Origin of the sequence: Ruegeria atlantica (assembly GCF_013032005.1) — a bacterium.
Lineage (GTDB): Bacteria > Pseudomonadota > Alphaproteobacteria > Rhodobacterales > Rhodobacteraceae > Ruegeria > Ruegeria atlantica_A.
Genome location: NZ_WQBE01000010.1, coordinates 71,878 through 88,416, shown reverse-complemented (window position 1 = coordinate 88,416; position 16,539 = coordinate 71,878). Strand labels below are relative to the sequence as shown.

16 protein-coding genes are annotated in these 16,539 nt (G+C 53.3%); 10 read left to right on the top strand and 6 right to left on the bottom strand.

Features of this window, described 5'->3' with window-relative positions; all coding sequences use genetic code 11:
• Nucleotides 1-2: 2 nt before the first annotated feature.
• The 6 genes from GOX21_RS16865 to GOX21_RS16840 all read right to left on the bottom strand — a co-directional run bounded on the left by GOX21_RS16865 (nucleotide 3) and on the right by GOX21_RS16840 (nucleotide 6,607).
• Nucleotides 3-2,135 carry a 3-hydroxyacyl-CoA dehydrogenase NAD-binding domain-containing protein gene (locus tag GOX21_RS16865; RefSeq protein ID WP_170378752.1) on the bottom strand — a complete coding sequence of 711 codons (2,133 nt, stop codon included), beginning with the start codon at nucleotides 2,133-2,135 and terminating at the stop codon, nucleotides 3-5.
• Between the two features lie 153 nt (nucleotides 2,136-2,288).
• Nucleotides 2,289-3,029, bottom strand: coding sequence for an N-acyl homoserine lactonase family protein (locus GOX21_RS16860; RefSeq protein ID WP_170378750.1), 741 nt, complete (start codon nucleotides 3,027-3,029; stop codon nucleotides 2,289-2,291).
• A gap of 234 nt (nucleotides 3,030-3,263) precedes the next feature.
• Nucleotides 3,264-3,584, bottom strand: a complete 321-nt coding sequence (locus GOX21_RS16855) for a DUF6285 domain-containing protein (protein WP_170378748.1) — start codon at nucleotides 3,582-3,584, stop codon at nucleotides 3,264-3,266.
• Nucleotides 3,577-4,614 (bottom strand): phosphotransferase family protein, encoded by a 1,038-nt coding sequence (locus tag GOX21_RS16850; protein WP_170378745.1) that lies wholly within the window; start codon nucleotides 4,612-4,614, stop codon nucleotides 3,577-3,579. The genes GOX21_RS16855 and GOX21_RS16850 overlap by 8 nt, the downstream gene beginning before the upstream one ends.
• Nucleotide 4,615: 1 nt before the next feature.
• A complete protein-coding gene (locus tag GOX21_RS16845; protein ID WP_170378743.1) occupies nucleotides 4,616-5,824 on the bottom strand; it encodes an acyl-CoA dehydrogenase family protein in 1,209 nt (402 codons plus the stop codon).
• A 15-nt stretch (nucleotides 5,825-5,839) separates the two neighbouring features.
• Nucleotides 5,840-6,607, bottom strand: a complete 768-nt coding sequence (locus GOX21_RS16840; RefSeq protein WP_170378741.1) for an SDR family NAD(P)-dependent oxidoreductase — start codon at nucleotides 6,605-6,607, stop codon at nucleotides 5,840-5,842.
• 401 nt (nucleotides 6,608-7,008) lie between these two features.
• On the opposite strand from GOX21_RS16840, the gene GOX21_RS16835 reads away from it, so the two are divergent.
• The 10 genes from GOX21_RS16835 to GOX21_RS16790 all read left to right on the top strand — a co-directional run bounded on the left by GOX21_RS16835 (nucleotide 7,009) and on the right by GOX21_RS16790 (nucleotide 16,444).
• Nucleotides 7,009-7,209, top strand: a complete 201-nt coding sequence (locus GOX21_RS16835) for a hypothetical protein (protein WP_170378739.1) — start codon at nucleotides 7,009-7,011, stop codon at nucleotides 7,207-7,209.
• The gene (locus GOX21_RS16830; RefSeq protein WP_170378736.1) at nucleotides 7,206-8,600 is read left to right on the top strand and encodes an amidase; all 1,395 of its coding nucleotides are present in this window, start codon (nucleotides 7,206-7,208) and stop codon (nucleotides 8,598-8,600) included. The genes GOX21_RS16835 and GOX21_RS16830 overlap by 4 nt, the downstream gene beginning before the upstream one ends.
• Nucleotides 8,601-8,731: 131 nt before the next feature.
• Nucleotides 8,732-9,487, top strand: coding sequence for an IclR family transcriptional regulator (locus GOX21_RS16825; RefSeq protein ID WP_170378734.1), 756 nt, complete (start codon nucleotides 8,732-8,734; stop codon nucleotides 9,485-9,487).
• A 140-nt stretch (nucleotides 9,488-9,627) separates the two neighbouring features.
• Entirely contained in the window at nucleotides 9,628-10,869 is a 1,242-nt protein-coding gene (locus GOX21_RS16820; protein WP_254428586.1) for a transporter substrate-binding protein, read from the top strand.
• A 62-nt stretch (nucleotides 10,870-10,931) separates the two neighbouring features.
• The gene (locus tag GOX21_RS16815) at nucleotides 10,932-11,798 is read left to right on the top strand and encodes an ABC transporter permease subunit (RefSeq protein WP_170378733.1); all 867 of its coding nucleotides are present in this window, start codon (nucleotides 10,932-10,934) and stop codon (nucleotides 11,796-11,798) included.
• Between the two features lie 36 nt (nucleotides 11,799-11,834).
• Complete coding sequence (locus GOX21_RS16810; RefSeq protein WP_254428585.1) at nucleotides 11,835-12,857, top strand: branched-chain amino acid ABC transporter permease; 1,023 nt, start codon at nucleotides 11,835-11,837, stop codon at nucleotides 12,855-12,857.
• The gene (locus GOX21_RS16805) at nucleotides 12,854-13,591 is read left to right on the top strand and encodes an ABC transporter ATP-binding protein (RefSeq protein ID WP_170378729.1); all 738 of its coding nucleotides are present in this window, start codon (nucleotides 12,854-12,856) and stop codon (nucleotides 13,589-13,591) included. Before GOX21_RS16810 ends, GOX21_RS16805 begins: the two co-directional genes overlap by 4 nt.
• Nucleotides 13,578-14,279 carry an ABC transporter ATP-binding protein gene (locus GOX21_RS16800; protein ID WP_170378727.1) on the top strand — a complete coding sequence of 234 codons (702 nt, stop codon included), beginning with the start codon at nucleotides 13,578-13,580 and terminating at the stop codon, nucleotides 14,277-14,279. The genes GOX21_RS16805 and GOX21_RS16800 overlap by 14 nt, the downstream gene beginning before the upstream one ends.
• Before the next feature lie 11 nt (nucleotides 14,280-14,290).
• A complete protein-coding gene (locus tag GOX21_RS16795) occupies nucleotides 14,291-15,106 on the top strand; it encodes an enoyl-CoA hydratase-related protein (RefSeq protein WP_217353051.1) in 816 nt (271 codons plus the stop codon).
• A gap of 114 nt (nucleotides 15,107-15,220) precedes the next feature.
• A complete protein-coding gene (locus GOX21_RS16790; protein ID WP_170378725.1) occupies nucleotides 15,221-16,444 on the top strand; it encodes a CaiB/BaiF CoA transferase family protein in 1,224 nt (407 codons plus the stop codon).
• Nucleotides 16,445-16,539 lie beyond the last annotated feature (95 nt).

Below are 16,539 nucleotides of genomic sequence, written 5' to 3'. Positions count from 1 at the left end.
CTTTACTTGGTCTGGGAAGGTTTGTTGAGCGAGTCAAAGTTTTGCCCACGCTCCGCCAAATCAACGAGCAGTTTGGCTGGCGACCAGAAATCGGGGTCTTCTTCTTCGAAGCGGCGGATGTCAGCCAAAACCGCATCCAGCCCCATCAGGTCGGCATATTTCATCGGCCCACCGCGCCAACGCGGGAACCCGAACCCGAAAATCATCGTCATATCGATATCCAGCGGACGCAGGGCGATGCCCTCTTCGAGGATGCGAGCCCCTTCGTTGATCATGGCGGCCATGAATCGCTTCCGGATGCCTTCTGCCCGAAGGGATCGCGGAGCGATGTCTTTTTTGGCCTGAATGTCAGCGAGGATTGATATAACCTCTTTGTCTGGTTGCCCGGATCGGTCGCCGTCGGCGTAGATATAGACCCCGCGCCCGGTTTTTTGTCCCAGCCGCTCCTGTTGTGTGATCCGGTCCAAATAGTCGGCTGAGTATCGTCCGACCCACCCCGCGGCCAATTTGCGTCGACGGTTGGCATAGACAATGTCCAGTCCAGCAAGGTCCAGCATCTGATGCGGACCCATGGGGAAGCCAAGTGATGTGACCGCCGCGTCGATATCGTAGGGGCTGGTGCCGTCTTCAACCAGATTGGTGACAAGGTTCAAGTAATTATCAAGGATGCGGTTACCGATGAATCCGTCGCAGACACCAGCGCGGACACCAACTTTCTTTAAACGTTTTGCCAGGGCGAACCCGGTAGCCACAACATCCGGACTCGTTTGCTTGCCAACGACAATCTCCAGCAACTTCATGATGTGGGCCGGAGAGAAGAAGTGCAGTCCCAAGACGTTTTCGGGTCGGGACGTCACCGATGCGATTTCATCAATGTCCAGGAATGACGTATTGCTGGCAAGGATCGCGTCAGGCTTGGCGTGTGCATCCAATTGCCGGAATAGGGTCTTCTTGATGTCCATGTCTTCAAACGCTGCCTCAATGATGATATCGGCGTCGCTTAGGTTGGAAACGTCCGTTGTCACGCTGAAGGCAATATTGCTCAGGTTCGTGTGTTGTTCGGCGTTGATTTTGCCCCGTTTCAGTGCCCCATCGAGAAGCGAATGGACATTCGTCTTGCCACGTTCTGCGCCATCTTGATCGCGTTCCAGCATACGGACTTTGAACCCGGCTGTGAGCAGGGCCATCGCGATGCCTGAGCCCATTGTGCCGCCGCCAATGATGGCAGCTTCGTTCAGGTCGCGGGCTTTTCCTGTGGCCAGTTCTGGGATTTTGCCAACTTCGCGTTCAGCAAAAAATGCGTGGATCAAGGCTTTGCTTTGATCCGTTTCCACAAGCGCATCAAAAATCCGTCGTTCTTGTATCAGTCCTTGCTCAAATGGCAGTGATGCAGCGGCAATCACAGATTCAACAGACGTAACTGGCGATTGCTGGCCTTTTGCGTTTCGGCGTGCTGTTTCGATGAGTTCTCGAAACAGGTCTGAGTTCTCGTGGTCCCGTTCTATTTTGTCCGTTTGATCGCATGTTCTGCGTAGCGACCGCCCCTCGGTCACCAGCGTTTTGGCAAATGCGATGCCAGCGACTTCTGGATTCGAACCAACAGCGATTTCGTCAATGATGCCAAGTTCCAGCGCTTCTGCAGCGGGCACCTGACGTCCACTGGAAATGATGTCTGCAGCTGCGGCGATCCCGGTTAGGCGGGGCAGGCGTTGCGTTCCACCTGCACCCGGAATGAGACCAAGGTGTACTTCGGGTAGGCCAACGCGTGATGTCGCCAGTGCAACGCGGTAGTGGCAAGACAGTGCCAATTCCAAGCCGCCTCCAAGCGCGGTGCCGTGTAATACGCAGACGATTGGCTTTTGCAGACCATCCAGCGCCGCGTTGACCTCTTCCAGATCGGGCGCTTGCAACGGTTCACCAAATTCCTTGATATCGGCACCAGCAACAAAAGTGCGACCAGCTCCAACCAAAACCGCTATGTCGGCCTGCGCATCCTCTGAAAAACGGCTAATCGTGTTCACCAATCCGACCCGAATGCCGTGAGACAGCGCGTTGACGGGGGGATTGTTGACAGTGAGAACCGCGACGCACAATGCATCGTCTTGGACAAGCTCATAGGAAATAAGTTCAGGCATAACGTCTCCGCTTTGCTGTGAAGGCAACAAAGGCTCAATTGGTTGAGGTCGAAGGAAAAGACGACGGTACGATGACACGTCATTTTAGATTTTCGAGGGTCCGCCAGCTCAAGGACTAGTTTGGAGGAGGAGCTGGCGGACATCGAGAGGGACTTAGTCCAGATACGCAGGGAACTCTGGCAGTTCAGCAAAATCGCGCTTGTCATGCTGGATGACAAGACGGGCGTTCTGGTACTTAACAATCCCTTCTAGCCGATCCATGGAGGCCAGCGTATCGGCTCGGCTAGTATTAAATGAGGGCACCAAGCGAGCGGTTCGAGTTTCACGCTGGTGGAACGCGTCACCGCAAAGAATGACATTGCCGGCGTTCTGCAAGCGCAATAGCAAGGACTGGTGCCCATGTGTGTGACCAGGGGTAAACAAAATTTGCACCGTGCCATCGCCAAATACATCGTGATCGCCCTGGATCTCAACTTTTTCAGCGGTTTCATAGTCGGCAACCAACGCCTTTTCACCGAGATCATCCTTCATGGTTTCCCACTCGGTCGTGTTCATGATCCAGGTTGAGTCTTTGAAAGTGTTCGCTTCTCCGATGTGGTCGATATGCAGATGCGAGAAGGCCAGATAGTCGATGTCCTTCGGAGTGAGGCCAATTTTTTCCAGCTGAGGGGCAATTGGATTTGCCTTCAACTGCATAAAGCCAAAATCCTGATCAGTGCCATTGCCGGCTTCCCAGATCATGTTACCTTTCGGATGCATAATAAGGTAACTGGGGACGCGCACTTCATGTGATACTCCGTCAAAATAGCCTATGTCCGAAAATGCACCAAAGTCAGGGAGCGCGGCTGTGCCAGCATTGATTGCAAAAAGTTTAATTCCTTCGGATTGCGACATCTTCCATTCCTTGAATAATGTGACCAGCAACTTTCAACTAAGCGATGATCATGAGTTAGTCCGTGTAGGCAAACGCGGTTGTTCCCGGGGTTACCCACACGTTCAATGGTTAGATTAACTTCGGAGAATTAAATCTCAATGAAATTAGGGTTTGAATTGGACTAATACGCATATGTGAACGTATTTACGATTTCGTCGACCGATGACCGCCGTGCCTTGCGACATCGCCTGACCCTATTTCGTGGACGGAGGCTTGAAGATCCGGGCATTTAGCATCGTACTTTCGTGAAGCGCTTCATACAGGTGCCGGTCGCCATCGAACTGTCCGGCTCGAATGCTGGAGCAGAGTTCGGAATTTGACAGGTTTCCAGACGCTTTGGCGATGTTTTCGCTGCAATGGGTCAGTTGTTCACGCGACGCGAGTTCTCTCTCCACAATCCCCACTGCATTGATGACCATGAGGTTGATCAGCTTGCTATTTCCGGCACCAATATTGGCCTGCAGCGACTCCCGGGCGATTTCCAGCAGGTTCTGACCATGGCAACTATCAAGCATGGCTGACCTCACGGCGATATAGAGATTTGGTGGGCGCAGTTGCGCACAGGATGCTGAATTCCAGCTGGTCGGCGATGCGGCCAGTCAGAGCCAGTTCCAACGATCGTTGTTTGCCCGACAGGTGGCGCATGCCTTGTTGCAAGGCGATGCTGGCCCATCTGATATGCGCAAATATCTCCCAGAACGTGACGGCGTCTGGTTGGATTTCTCGGCCTGAGACTTCTTGATATCCTTGATAAAAATATGCCCGACTGCCGATCCCACCGGCTTCCAGATCGGGGCGCGAGAACCGCCAGCACTCGGCGCAGAACCATCCGATGTCGGACATCGGGTCGCTGATGGCTGCAAATTCCCAATCCAGAATCGCAGTCAGGCCATCGTTATCGACCATGAAGTTTCCTGTGCGAAAGTCCCTATGCGCCAACACCAGTTCATTGGTCTGGGGCAGGTTTCGCTCAAGCCACCTGAGCCCCCATTCCAAGGCAGGACGGTTTACTCCGAGTTGGTCCAAGGATTGGCGAATGGTTGCGACCTCAAAGTGCGCGGCCGACGGCTTAGGGGAACCCAGAAAGTCGAGATTCAAAGCGGCATAGTCGATCGAGTGAATACGCGCCATTTGACGACCAAGTTCCCGGGCAAGTTTGACCCGGTCTCCACCCAGTGAAAGGTCTTTTACGACCTTTGGCCCCAGACCTATGCCCTCTACCTTTTCAAAGACGGCAAACGGCCCGCCGAAGACCGTTTCGTCCTTGCAGAAACCAAGGGGCCTGGGAACTGTCACGCCTTGGTCAAACGCTGCTCTTACCAGGGCAAATTCCTCTTCGCGCGAGCGGCTTTCTGCAATGGTCGCCTCGGCGTCCTTGCGCAGGACGAGGGACATCTCCACGCCATCCACCAAGCAGTCCAACAAAACGTTTTCCTGAATCGCCCCGCCCGTTAGGGAGGCGGTTTCCCGGATACTGACCGACCCTGCACTCAGCATGTGTTTCAACCAGTCCTCAAGGCGTGCGTTGGATGCTGGATAGTTCATCTCACGCCCCCCAGCTCCAAAAGTCGTTCTTTTCCTTCTCGTAGAAGCGGGCGAGGACCATTTTGTGCACTTCTGAAGCACCATCCACAAGTTTTGCTTGCCGCGCGTAGCGATAAATCCATTCCAGAACGGTGTCTTTGGAATAGCCCTTGGCTCCACACAGTTGGATTGCGGCATCCGCGGCTTTGTTCAGAGTGTCAGCAACGTGGATTTTTGCCATTGAAACTTCCTTGCGGGCGAAATCACCCTGATCCAGTTTCCATGCGGCATTCATGACAAGCAGGCGCCCGATCTGGATGTCGTAGGCCAGTTCGCCCAGCTTCAGTTGAACGGATTCCCGGTCCGCCAGTCGCATGCCAAACCCATGCCGACGTTCGGTGTACTCAGCCGCAATTTCCATGCAGCGTTTGGCAAGACCCAGCCACCGCATGCAATGCGTTAACCGTGCTGGCCCAAGGCGAATTTGGGTCAGCTTGAGGCCGTCGCCGATCTCCATCAAACGGTTTTCATCGGGGATTGTCAGACCGTCAAAAGCCAGTTCACAATGGCCGCCATGTTCCTCTGGCCCCATGATCGGAATTCGGCGTGTGATTTCCCACCCCGGTTGGTCCTTGTGAAAAAGGAAAGCTGTCAGGTGCTTGCGTTTTTCCTCTGGATCAGGGTTCGTACGCGCAATCAGGATGAAATGATCCGAGGCGGCACCGCCGGTGATGAACCATTTCTTGCCAGACACGACCCAATTGTCACCGTCACGTGTCGCCGAAGTTTGGATCATCGAAGGGTCTGACCCTCCGCCGGGCGCTGGCTCTGTCATAACAAAGGCCGAGCGGACTTTGCCATCAATGATCGGTTGCAGCCATTTCTCTTTTTGCGCTTCCGTACCGACCTTGTTCAGCACGCTCATGTTGCCGTCGTCAGGCGCGGCGCAGTTAAAACAGGCTGGACCAAAAATCGACCGGTTTGCCTCTTCGTACATGGCTGCCCAACCGATAATCGGAAGCGCCATGCCACCTCTTTCTTTGGGCATCTGAGGTGCCCAGAGCCCGGCTGCTTTCACTTTTACCCGAACGGCCTCCAGGACATCTTCCTTGATGTTTTCATGCTCATCAAAGTTGTTGCGATCTTGCTCCAAGGGCAAGATGTGTGTGTCCACGAAGGTTCGAACCCCGGCTCGGACCTCTTCGACGTCGGAGGGAAGTTGGTAATCCATTGTGTTTTCCTTTATTCACAGGCCTGCGGACAAATGGCCGCCGTCAATCGAAATGACCGATCCGGTCATGAAAGAAGATGCATCAGACGCGAGCAGCAGCAGTGGGCCATCAAGTTCTTCCAACTGACCGAGGCGCCGGTAAGGAATGCGATTGATCAGGTTTTGGCCCGCCTTTGTCGCAAAAAAGTCCGCGTTCAATGGGGTCTCAAAATACCCCGGAGCCATGGCATTCACCCGAATGCCATAGCGCGCCCATTCCAATGCAAGGGCTTTGGTCAGCTGAACAACACCCGCTTTCGCTGTGACATAGGGTGCGACACCCGCGGTCACACCCAGCCCGAGGATTGAGGCGATATTGATGATCGACCCGCCAGTCTGCGCCGCTTTCATGCGCCGCGCGGCTTCAGTCGCAACAAGCCACACACCCTTTAGGTCAACGTCCATCGTTGCGTCCCAGTCTTCCTCCGGCATCTCTTCGGCGCGACCCTGGGTCGTGATGCCCGCATTGTTGATGACGACATCAACCGGGCCTTGTTTATCTTCAATCTCCTGGAAGCACGCGGTGACGCTTTCGGCTGATGTCACGTCCAAATGCGTCGCCAATGCGGTTTTACCTTGCGCGTTCAACTCGCCAACGATTTCCTTGAGGGCGAGCTCTCGACGCGCCCCCAAAGATACACGTGCACCATGGGCAGCACCTAGACGAGCGAAATGCTCCCCAAATCCGCTGGAAGCGCCGGTGATCAAAATGTGCTTGTTTGTCAGATCAAACGTGTTTCGCATAAATGGCTCCCTAGTGCTCTTGGCCGCAGGGACTGCTTTGTTGCAATCTAGCGGGCGCGGCGACGCGTTGCAGGACGATGCATAAGAGCACGGCCTGTATCTAAGGCGGCGATGATAGTGATGGGGCTATTAACCTCAATGAAAATAAGTACTTTGTGTCCGCAAAACGCATATGTAAACAGAGTGGCGAGTTTGAGTGCGTTGTTTGGCCCCGCAGCTAAACTCAGAAAGTCTTGAGTTGGAGAGGCTGGAGAGATCAAGAGAGGCTTGATCAAATTCATGTATGTGTTTTGAAGAATGGAACTTGTTAAATTTATTGAATTCAATATGGGGCTGCTTCAAATATGATTATGCAATTGCCCTCCCGCATGACGCCAACCGAAAGAAGTAATTCAAGGCCCATGACCGAACCAACCAATATAAAGCTGGAAGATTTTCGTGCACAGTTGCGCGCGCGCGGGTTTGACCCGGAAGAGAACAGTCTGCGGGAAATGCATGCGGCGTTGCCACACCTCAATGCCCTTAGAGCCAGATTGCGGCGTGGTTACGCTCACTCTGACGAGCCCGCCCATGTGTTCAAACCTGAAGGGGCAAAATCATGAGCGACGCTCTTTGTTTTTTGACGGTTGCTGAAGCTGCCAAGCGCATTGAACAGCAAGCGCTGTCACCGGTCGCCCTGACACAGGCCTTTCTTGATCGCATCGAGAAAATCAATCCCAAGGTAAACGCCTATGTGACGGTCACGCCTGAGCGGGCGATGGAAGATGCGCGGCGGGCAGAGGCTGAAATTAGTGCCGGTCATTACAAAGGGCCGTTGCACGGTATCCCTGTGGGATTGAAAGACATCTATGACACAAAGGGAATTCGGACGACTTGCCATTCCAAGCTTTATTTGGACCGTATTCCGGACGAAGACGCACATACGGTAAAGCTTTTGAAGGACGCGGGCAGCGTGCTGCTGGGGAAGCTCGCCACTCATGAATTCGCATTTGCGGGGCCCGCGTGGGACGCCGCTTTTCCGCCTGCGCGGAATCCTTGGAATACTGACCATTTTACCGGCGGTTCATCGAGTGGTTCGGGCGCTGCGATTGCGGCCGGTTTGGCGATGGCCACTTTGGGTACGGATACGGCGGGATCGATCCGTATGCCAGCTTACTTCTGCGGTGTGTCCGGGCTGAAGCCTACATATGGTCGCGTGTCGCGCCAGGGTGTGTTTCCGTTGGCCTATTCCATGGACCACTGCGGTCCAATCACGCGCACGGCTCAAGACGCGGCAATCGTAATGAATGCCATCGCTGGCCATGATGAAAAAGATCCGGCCTCGGCGTTGGTTGATGTGCCCGACTATACGGCTGCATTGGACGGAAACCTCAGCGGTTTGAAGGTCGGCCTTATCCGGCATTTCTACGAAAGCGACGAGGTCGCGGATCCTGAAGTTATTGCCGCCATGAACAGGTCGGTCGAGCGCCTCGAAGAACTTGGGGCAGAGATCCAGGAGGTGCAATTGCCCAACCTTCGCGACTTCAGCGCCTGCTGTCAGATCATCATCATGTGCGAGGCGCTTGGCATCCATGAAGACACGGTCAAAGCACAGCCGGAGAAATACAGTGAAATAGCACGGGATCGCTTGATGTTAAGCAGCGTTTTGACCGGGGCTGATTACGTTCAGGCGACGCGGATGCGCCGGCAATTGACCTACGACGTCAACAGGGTTCTGGAGGAATTCGACGTGCTGTTGACTGCGGGTGGACTCACGCCAGCGCCTCGATTGGATCAGATCGATAAATTCTACATTCTGCAGAAACCTTTGGTGACGACACCATTTGATGTCACCGGACACCCTGCCATGGCAGTGTGCAATGGATTTTTCGCAAATGATCTGCCTGTCGGCATGCAGGTAGTCGGGCGGGCCTTTGACGAAGCAACGGTCATGCGCGTCGCACATGCCTATGAAAGTGTAACAGACTGGAAAGATAGGGTGCCACTGTTGTGAACACCTATTGGAACCTTGTTGTTGGAGTCACACTTTGCATTCCATAATTAACAAATAGTTATAAATCCAAATTCAATATGATAAACCTTTCTTGTTGCAGTCCGAAGGGACCAAACCAAGCGGAGGGTGTCATGACCGATAGAATTGTTAAATCCTGCGACCGGACGCTGCTGATCCTTGAATACTTTGATCAGGTGCAGCGAAGCGTGACCTTGAAAGAGATTTCCGAACAGCTGAACCTGCCAAAATCCAGCTGTATGATGCTTCTTCGCAGTATGACCACGCTGGGTTACACACATTATGATCTTCGGGAGCGTACGTATCGGCCCACGGCCCGCCTGTCTTTACTGGGTAACTGGGTTGGTGAAGACGTATTTCGAAATGGTAGCCTGATCGAACTGATGCACGGGTTGAACCGACGATCAAACGAGACAGTGGTCTTGGCGAGCATTAACGATGACTCCTCGCAATACATCCGTGTTGTGCAAGATGCTGAGGACCAACGGATGGTGTACCGTAAGCCAGGTACCAAACGATCGCTGTTTAAATCCTCGACCGGTCATGCTCTTCTGGCGCAGCTATCGGAGGACGAAATCTCAGGTATCATCAAACGCGTAAACGCATATCGTTCGCCCGAAGATGAAGTCATTCGGATCGACGAAGTCGAGGGTCAACTGAATGTCGTTCGCTCAAAAGGCTACGCCTATTCGAGCGGCTGGATCACACCTGGAGTGTCGATGATTGCTATGCCCTTGGCACTGCGCGACGCAGATTTACCGCTGGCGATTGGTGTGGCGCGCCGCACGAGGAAGATGCAGCAAACCCATGAAGAACTCTATGAATTCATGAGGGAATCCATTGCTTCCTTCATTTCGGATTATCTGTAATTGACCAAATTGGATCACCGGAGAGAAATTCACATATGTGTTTTGGTCTGTGAAGACCTCTAAAATTATTGTGTAATTTTTGAATCAAATTAGCCTCAAATCCTAATGAGCTTGAATCACAAGCCAAGGGAGGACTGAAAATGAATTCAAAGATGACAAGGCGAACACTGCTTGGACAGGCCGCGGCGACTGGCGCAATTGGTTCTTTGCCAACCATGTCCATGGCGGCGACGTCGGACAAGATCCGGGTGGGAGGGTTGCATGACCTCTCTGGTTTCCTGGACTTTCTCGGTGTGCCGATGAACAAGATGCTCCTGCTTGCGATTGAAGAGGTCAACGCGGCAGGCGGGCTGCTCGGCAAAGAGCTTGAGCCAGTTATTTACGATCCGCAAACAAACATGTCGTTGTACTCGCAGTTTGCGACGCAGCTTTCTCTAAAAGATCGCGCGGCTGTTGCGATTGGAGGCATCACTTCAGCGTCCCGCGAAACGATCCGCCCGATCCTTCACCGGTACAATGTTCCCTATTTCTACAACACGCTTTATGAGGGTGGTGTGTGCGACCGCAACACTGTCGCCTTGGGCACAACGCCGGCTCAGACCGTTGAAAAGCTGGTTCCCTATACGATGAAACTGTGGGGCAAAAAGGTTTATACTCTGGCGGCGGACTATAACTATGGCCACATTACCGCTGCGTGGGTGAAACGGTTTGTCGAAGAAAACGGCGGAGAAGTCGTCGAAACGGATTACTTCCCGCTAGACGTCACCAACTTTGGCCCAACCATTTCCAAAATCCAGAGCGCTAAGCCTGACATGATCATGAGTGTCTTGGTTGGCTCGGGCCATTTGGGTTTCTATAACCAATGGGCCGCTGCGGGTATGAAGAATGAGATTCCAATCGCTTCGACGACATTTGGCGGTGGCGGTGCCGAGATTGAAATCATCAAACCCGAAGTGGCGAACGGGATCGTCAGCAGCTATGGTTACTACCCATCTATCGACACACCGGCCAACCGAGCGCTGGTTGAGAAAGTTAAGGCTCGATACCCGACGGATACCCCGTTGCTGACAGAATTGTCAGTTCTGACCTATGAATCCCTATTGATCTGGGCAAGCGCGGTTCGCGAAGCCGGTAGCTTGGATCAGGCGAAAATCCTGGAAGTTCTGGAGGCCGGTCAGACTTACGACTTGCCGTCCGGGCAAGTCACTATTGACCCATTGACGCACCATGCCGTTCGCGATGTCTACATCGCAGACCTTCAGGATAAGTCGTTTATCATCAAGGAAAAATACAGTCAGGTCCAACCCAGCGACACGCAGCTTGTCTGTAACCTGCAGGAAGATCCGACTGCCAATGTACAGCACGAGATCAGCCTGAACTAATTTCCGCAAGCTATGCTGGCTGCCCGCGCAGCCAGCATTTCAATACTTTTTAGGAGAGCGCAGTGGACTACACCATTGTTGTCGCCATCGAGCTGCTGCGCGCGGTGGCTGGACTTGTACTGATATCGACCGGGCTGGCCATCATCTTTGGCATGATGCGCGTGATCAATATCGCCCATGGCGAATTCATGATGTTGGGCGGGTATACCGTCGTGCTTTCGGCCAAGGCCGGAGTGAATATCTGGATCGCGATGCTCGTATTGGCACCGTTGACCGTGGGCCTGTTTGGCGTGCTGGTTGAGCGGCTCATCATTCGTCACCTCTACGGACGCATCATTGATACGTTGTTGGCGACTTGGGGGCTTAGCCTGTTCTTGATCGGCTTTGTTGCAGTCGTGTTTGGCAACAAGCTCGAAGGTGTCGCGACGCCCTTCTCTGGCATTGCGATCGGGGAATATTCAGTGGCGGCTTACACAATATTCCTCATCGGAGCTGCCTTGGCTTTCGTCGCTTCCATCTATCTTGCCTTGAAGTACTCAAAGGCGGGGTTGATTGCCCGGGCAACGATGCAAAATCCCGAAATGGTCGAGGCCTTAGGGGTGAATTCGAAGCTGGTGTTCATGACCACGTTTGGGGTTGGTGCCGCGTTTAGTGGCTTGGCCGGTGCGCTTTTGGCCCCCATCAGCGGAGTCATTCCTGGCATGGGTGTCAATTTCATTGGACCAGCCTTCATTACTGTCGTGACAGGCGGGTCTTCAATTATTGCGGGGACGCTGAGCGCATCCGGGCTGTTGGGATCCATCAGTCAGTCCACGGCATTTTTGGCTGGCCCTGTCTACGGCGACGCGATGTTGTTCTTTGCTGCCCTGGTTTTGCTGCGCCTGCTTCCGCAGGGCATCACAGGTCGCCTGTTTACTCGTAGTCTTTGAAACATGACCAAAACTTCTTCACTTGGGAGGCACGTCTTGAATCGCACCTTCGTAAACTATCTGGGGCCAGCAATAGCCGTCGGTTCGGGTATTCTGACGCTCATTTTCGCGCCGCTCATTTTGGGGTTCTATGAAATTTTCCAGTTAACCCAATACGTTATTCTGGCGATCTTTGCCGTCAGCATGGCCTACATCTGGGGATTTGGCGGGATTCTGAGCTTTGGCCACGCTGCTGTATTTGGCTTGGGCGGTTACGCCTACGCTGTTTTGGCAATAAATATGGATAGCTCGTTGCTGGCCTTCGTTCTGGCAATTGGCACATGTGGGCTTTTTTCGCTGATTTTGGGCTATTTTATTTTCTACGGCCGGTTGAATGACGTCTATCTAGGCGTGGTGACGCTGGTTGTTGCGCTGATCCTGTGGAAACTGATTAATCATACTTCTGGACCTGGATATGTTATCGGAGATGCGCGCCTAGGCGGGTTTAATGGCATTCCCTCCATTCCGGTTCTGGAGCTGCCTTGGCATGGCGGTGCCGCATTGGATCCCATTCAGATGTTTCGCTGGTTCCTGGGTGGGCTGATCGCTGTCTACGTCGCCTTGAAACTGTTGATTCAGTCCAAATTCGGCCGCATCGCGATTGCCACCAAGGAAAACGAATTGCGCGCCACGCTGTTGGGATATGACGTGCGCCAGTACAAGTTGTTGGTGTTTGTGATTGGCGGCTCCATCGGCGGAATGGCCGGAGCCATGTGGGCGACGTATCAGACATTTGTTGACCCCAATATGTTCAGCCTCGAGGTTTCCGCCAAAGTGTTGATTTGGGTGATGGTTGGTGGCGTTGGTACGTTGCTGGGGCCGATCGCCGGGGTGGTCTTGCTTCAGGCGCTGTCGATCAAGCTTGGCGAAACCGCTTTCATCAACAACCAGATTGTTCTGGGGATGATTTTGATGAGCCTGGTTCTGGTTTTCCCGAAAGGGCTGTTGCCTTCGATGGAACTGCTGGTCACACGCTTCTTTGATCGATCCGCTGCCCAAGGTCAGGGGGTGAGCGGATGACAACCACGAATAATCCCCTGTTGGTAACCAAGGGACTGACCAAACGGTTTGGTGGCCTGGTCGCGGTCAACGATGTAAACCTCTCGGTTTCAGAAGGCCAACTGCATTGCCTGATTGGACCGAATGGAGCGGGAAAAAGTACGTTCTTCAAGTGCCTCACTGGGCAGTTCAAATCGTCGGCGGGCATCGTCACGCTCGAAGGCAAAGAAGTGCAGGGCTTGCAGACTTATGAAATTGTGCAACGCGGTGTCGGCATCAAAACCCAGACACCCAGCCTGTTTGATGGTCTGAGCGTTCAAGAAAACATCTCGCTATCCGCATTGCGCAACCAGGCGTCAAGACAGGTGGTTGAGACGCTCGAAGAAATGCTTGAGCTGTTCCAAATCACTCATCTGACACGGCGTGAAGTCGGGCAGCTTGCTCATGGTCAGCGTCAATTGGTGGAATTAGCCGCCGTCCTTGCAGCAAAACCCAAGCTGGTTCTGTTGGATGAACCTGCAGCAGGCATGACCGGTGATGACCGCATTCGACTGATTCAAACTTTGCGCGACCTTGCTGGCCGAACCACGTTTATCGTTGTGGAACATGACATGCAGTTCATCGGCGACATTGCGACCGGGGTTACGGTTTTCAATCGCGGTAGAGTGTTTGCTGAGGGCAGTTTCGACGAAATTGTGGCGCGATCTGACGTTCAGGAAATCTATCTCGGGAAGGAAGTCGATGTCGCTGCTTGAAGTTCGGAATCTGCGGGCCTCTTATGGCCGTATCCCGGTGCTGCACCAGATAGATTTAACGGTGAATGCTGGCGAAATCGTCGGGGTTGTTGGTCACAATGGCATGGGCAAAACGACACTGTTGCGTAGTCTGATGGGGCATCTCAAAACGAGCGCTGGTACGGTCTCGCTAAGGGATCGCGACGTTAAAGGGCTGAGCGCCCACAAGCGGGCACGACTTGGCGTTACGTTGGTTCCGCAGGGCCGCGACATCTTTGGCAATCTGACGGTACATGAGAATTTGATGCTTGGCGCCTTTGGCACGCAGGATCAAAGCGCCAGAATCGACGAGATGATTTCGATTTTCCCACGACTTGCGGATTTATTGGATCGCAAGGGTGGGGCCCTAAGCGGCGGCGAACAGCAGATATTGGCGCTGGCTCGGGCGCTTTGCAACCGACCATCGCTTCTGTTGCTGGATGAGCCAACCGAAGGTGTTCAACCCTCAATCGTTTTGGAAATGGCCACTGCCCTAAAATCGATCAGCCAGACGGAAAATCTGGCGGTCATCTTGGTCGAGCAAAACATTGCCTTCATCCAAAGTTTGGCCGAACGCGTCTACACTATTTCCAACGGCGTTATTGAACAGGAGTTGTCTGTTTCCGGACCAAATGGCGCAGCGTTGATAACAGAGACTCTCGGCTTCTGAAGAAGTCGTCGGTGCCGAAAATTCGAAGGACTAAATTCATGTCAGACTTAGTCAAGTACGAACTCTGCGATCGTGTTGCGACACTCACACTCAATCGGCCAGAAGAAGGCAACGCTTGGTCTGAAGACATGGAGCAGGCGTTACGAAATTTGGTCCTAAAAGCTGATCAAGGTCCAAATGTTCGGTCAATCGTCATCACTGGGGCAGGGCGGGCCTTTTGTGTTGGCCGCTCCATGCAGGGGCTTTCTTTCGGGGCGGGAAAAGAGACTGGCACGAGAGAGGACATCGAAGCCCATAGAGACAGGTTCTCCTATCTGACCACACTCCGAAAGCCGGTGATCGCAGCGATTAATGGGGGCATGGCCGGCGTCGGATTTGTTTTGTCCTTGTATTGCGATCTGCGCTTCATGTCGGACAAAGCGAATTTCGCCACCTCTTTTGCGCGTCGTGGATTGGTTGCAGAAGAAGGGTCGGCCTGGTTGCTTCCTCGTCTCATCGGCCAAATGAACGCAATGGACATCCTGCTGTCCGGGCGCAAGGTTTCGGCCGTAGAAGCCGGAAACATGGGGCTTGTGCGTGTGGTTCCTGCGGGGGACTTCGCAGAGACGGTTCAATCCTTTGCCGCCGATCTGGCTAACGCGTCCTCGCCCCGGTCGATGGGGATTATCAAGCAGCAAGTTTGGTCGGCCCACAAAAAAACTCTGTCCGAAGTTACACGTGCCAGCAGCGCCCTTGTCCAGGCTTCAGTTGTTCATCAGGACTTTGCCGAGGGGGTGGCTCATTTCAAAGAACGCAGAATGCCGCAGTTCGCCGATCTTGAGGATTAAACTAACAGAGTATTCACATATGTGTTTTGGTCATAATATAATCTTGAATTAATTTACCTTGGTGGCGCGGGTGGCTAAAATTTCAATCAAACGAAGTAATCGAGGTTGAGTATTATGGACGAGCAATTGCCTTTGAGGTCCATCAAGGTATTGGACCTCTCCTCTGTGTTGATGGGGCCGTACGCCACACTTCAAATGGCGGATATGGGCGCGGAGGTGATCAAGATCGAACCCCTTCGTGGTGAGGTGTTGCGACACTATCATCCCTATAAGAATCCGGGGATGAACGGTGTGTTCATGAATCTCTACCGGAACAAGAAATCCGTTGCGATTGATCTAAAGCATCCAGATGGAAACGAGGCGTTCCGACGCCTCGTCACTCAGGCAGACGTCGTGGTCCATAACTTCCGACCAAGCGTCGCGGAGCGTTTGAACATTGCCTATAGTCAACTGGCGGAGATCAATCCGGGATTGGTTTATTGTCAGGCCTATGGGTTCGGCAGCGATGGTCCCTATGGCGAGAAACCAGCTTATGACGATTTGATTCAGGCGGCTTCCGGCCTCACCTCCATGTACCAACGTGTGCGCGGCGATCAGGAATACGTGCCGTCTATGGTCAGCGACAAAACGGTCGGTTTGATGATCACAAACGCGGTTCTTGGGGCTTTGGTGGCGCGTGAAAAATCCGGAAAGGGGTGTGAGATAGAGGTGCCAATGTTTGAGAGCATGGTGTCTTTTAATCTGATGGAAAACCAGAATGGTCAGGTGTTTGAGCCGCCCATCGGAGAGTTTGGTTGGACTCGAACCCTGAGTACGGAACGAAAGCCGTTCAAAACCAAGGACGGTTTTGCCTGCCTTTTGCCATACTCCGATCAGAACTGGCGCGACTTTCTGACTGAAATTGGATCGGGTGATCTGATGGATGACGTCAAATACAGCCGTTTGCCGGAACGCGTGCGCCACATCGACGACCTTTACGCATTGGTGCGCGAGGCCGCACCGACCAAGACGACCTCTGAATGGATCAAATTCTGCGACGATCGCGCCATTCCGGCGGTGGCAGTGAACGATCTGCCGGACTTGTGGTCTAACGAACATTTGCTGGCTGTGGATTTCTTCCAGACTATGCAGCACCCGACTGAAGGTGAATACAAAACTTGGCGTAGCCCGTTCCGATTTGGTGACACCTATCCAGTCGGCCACAAGCCCGCACCAACATTGTCGCAAGACACTGTGACGGTTCTGTCTTCCGCTGGATACACCTTGGAAGAGATTGAACTTCTCGCCGGAAGCGAAGCGATCTTGTTGCCAAAGGATTATGTCGGGGCCACAGAATAATCTGACAGATTCCCGCACCGCAGATCTAGAAAAAAATCAATGGATAAAAATGCGTCCACTTTCTATTAAAGCTATCAATCTGCCACAGCCGTGTG

Bases quoted from the DNA above. Each gene is read 5' to 3' on its own strand.
- GOX21_RS16865 (WP_170378752.1), bottom strand. From the start codon at position 2,135: ATGCCTGAACTTATTTCCTATGAGCTTGTCCAAGACGATGCATTGTGC.
- GOX21_RS16860 (WP_170378750.1), bottom strand. From the start codon at position 3,029: ATGTCGCAATCCGAAGGAATTAAACTTTTTGCAATCAATGCTGGCACA.
- GOX21_RS16855 (WP_170378748.1), bottom strand. From the start codon at position 3,584: ATGCTTGATAGTTGCCATGGTCAGAACCTGCTGGAAATCGCCCGGGAG.
- GOX21_RS16850 (WP_170378745.1), bottom strand. From the start codon at position 4,614: ATGAACTATCCAGCATCCAACGCACGCCTTGAGGACTGGTTGAAACAC.
- GOX21_RS16845 (WP_170378743.1), bottom strand. From the start codon at position 5,824: ATGGATTACCAACTTCCCTCCGACGTCGAAGAGGTCCGAGCCGGGGTT.
- GOX21_RS16840 (WP_170378741.1), bottom strand. From the start codon at position 6,607: ATGCGAAACACGTTTGATCTGACAAACAAGCACATTTTGATCACCGGC.
- GOX21_RS16835 (WP_170378739.1), top strand. From the start codon at position 7,009: ATGACCGAACCAACCAATATAAAGCTGGAAGATTTTCGTGCACAGTTG.
- GOX21_RS16830 (WP_170378736.1), top strand. From the start codon at position 7,206: ATGAGCGACGCTCTTTGTTTTTTGACGGTTGCTGAAGCTGCCAAGCGC.
- GOX21_RS16825 (WP_170378734.1), top strand. From the start codon at position 8,732: ATGACCGATAGAATTGTTAAATCCTGCGACCGGACGCTGCTGATCCTT.
- GOX21_RS16820 (WP_254428586.1), top strand. From the start codon at position 9,628: ATGAATTCAAAGATGACAAGGCGAACACTGCTTGGACAGGCCGCGGCG.
- GOX21_RS16805 (WP_170378729.1), top strand. From the start codon at position 12,854: ATGACAACCACGAATAATCCCCTGTTGGTAACCAAGGGACTGACCAAA.
- GOX21_RS16800 (WP_170378727.1), top strand. From the start codon at position 13,578: ATGTCGCTGCTTGAAGTTCGGAATCTGCGGGCCTCTTATGGCCGTATC.
- GOX21_RS16790 (WP_170378725.1), top strand. From the start codon at position 15,221: ATGGACGAGCAATTGCCTTTGAGGTCCATCAAGGTATTGGACCTCTCC.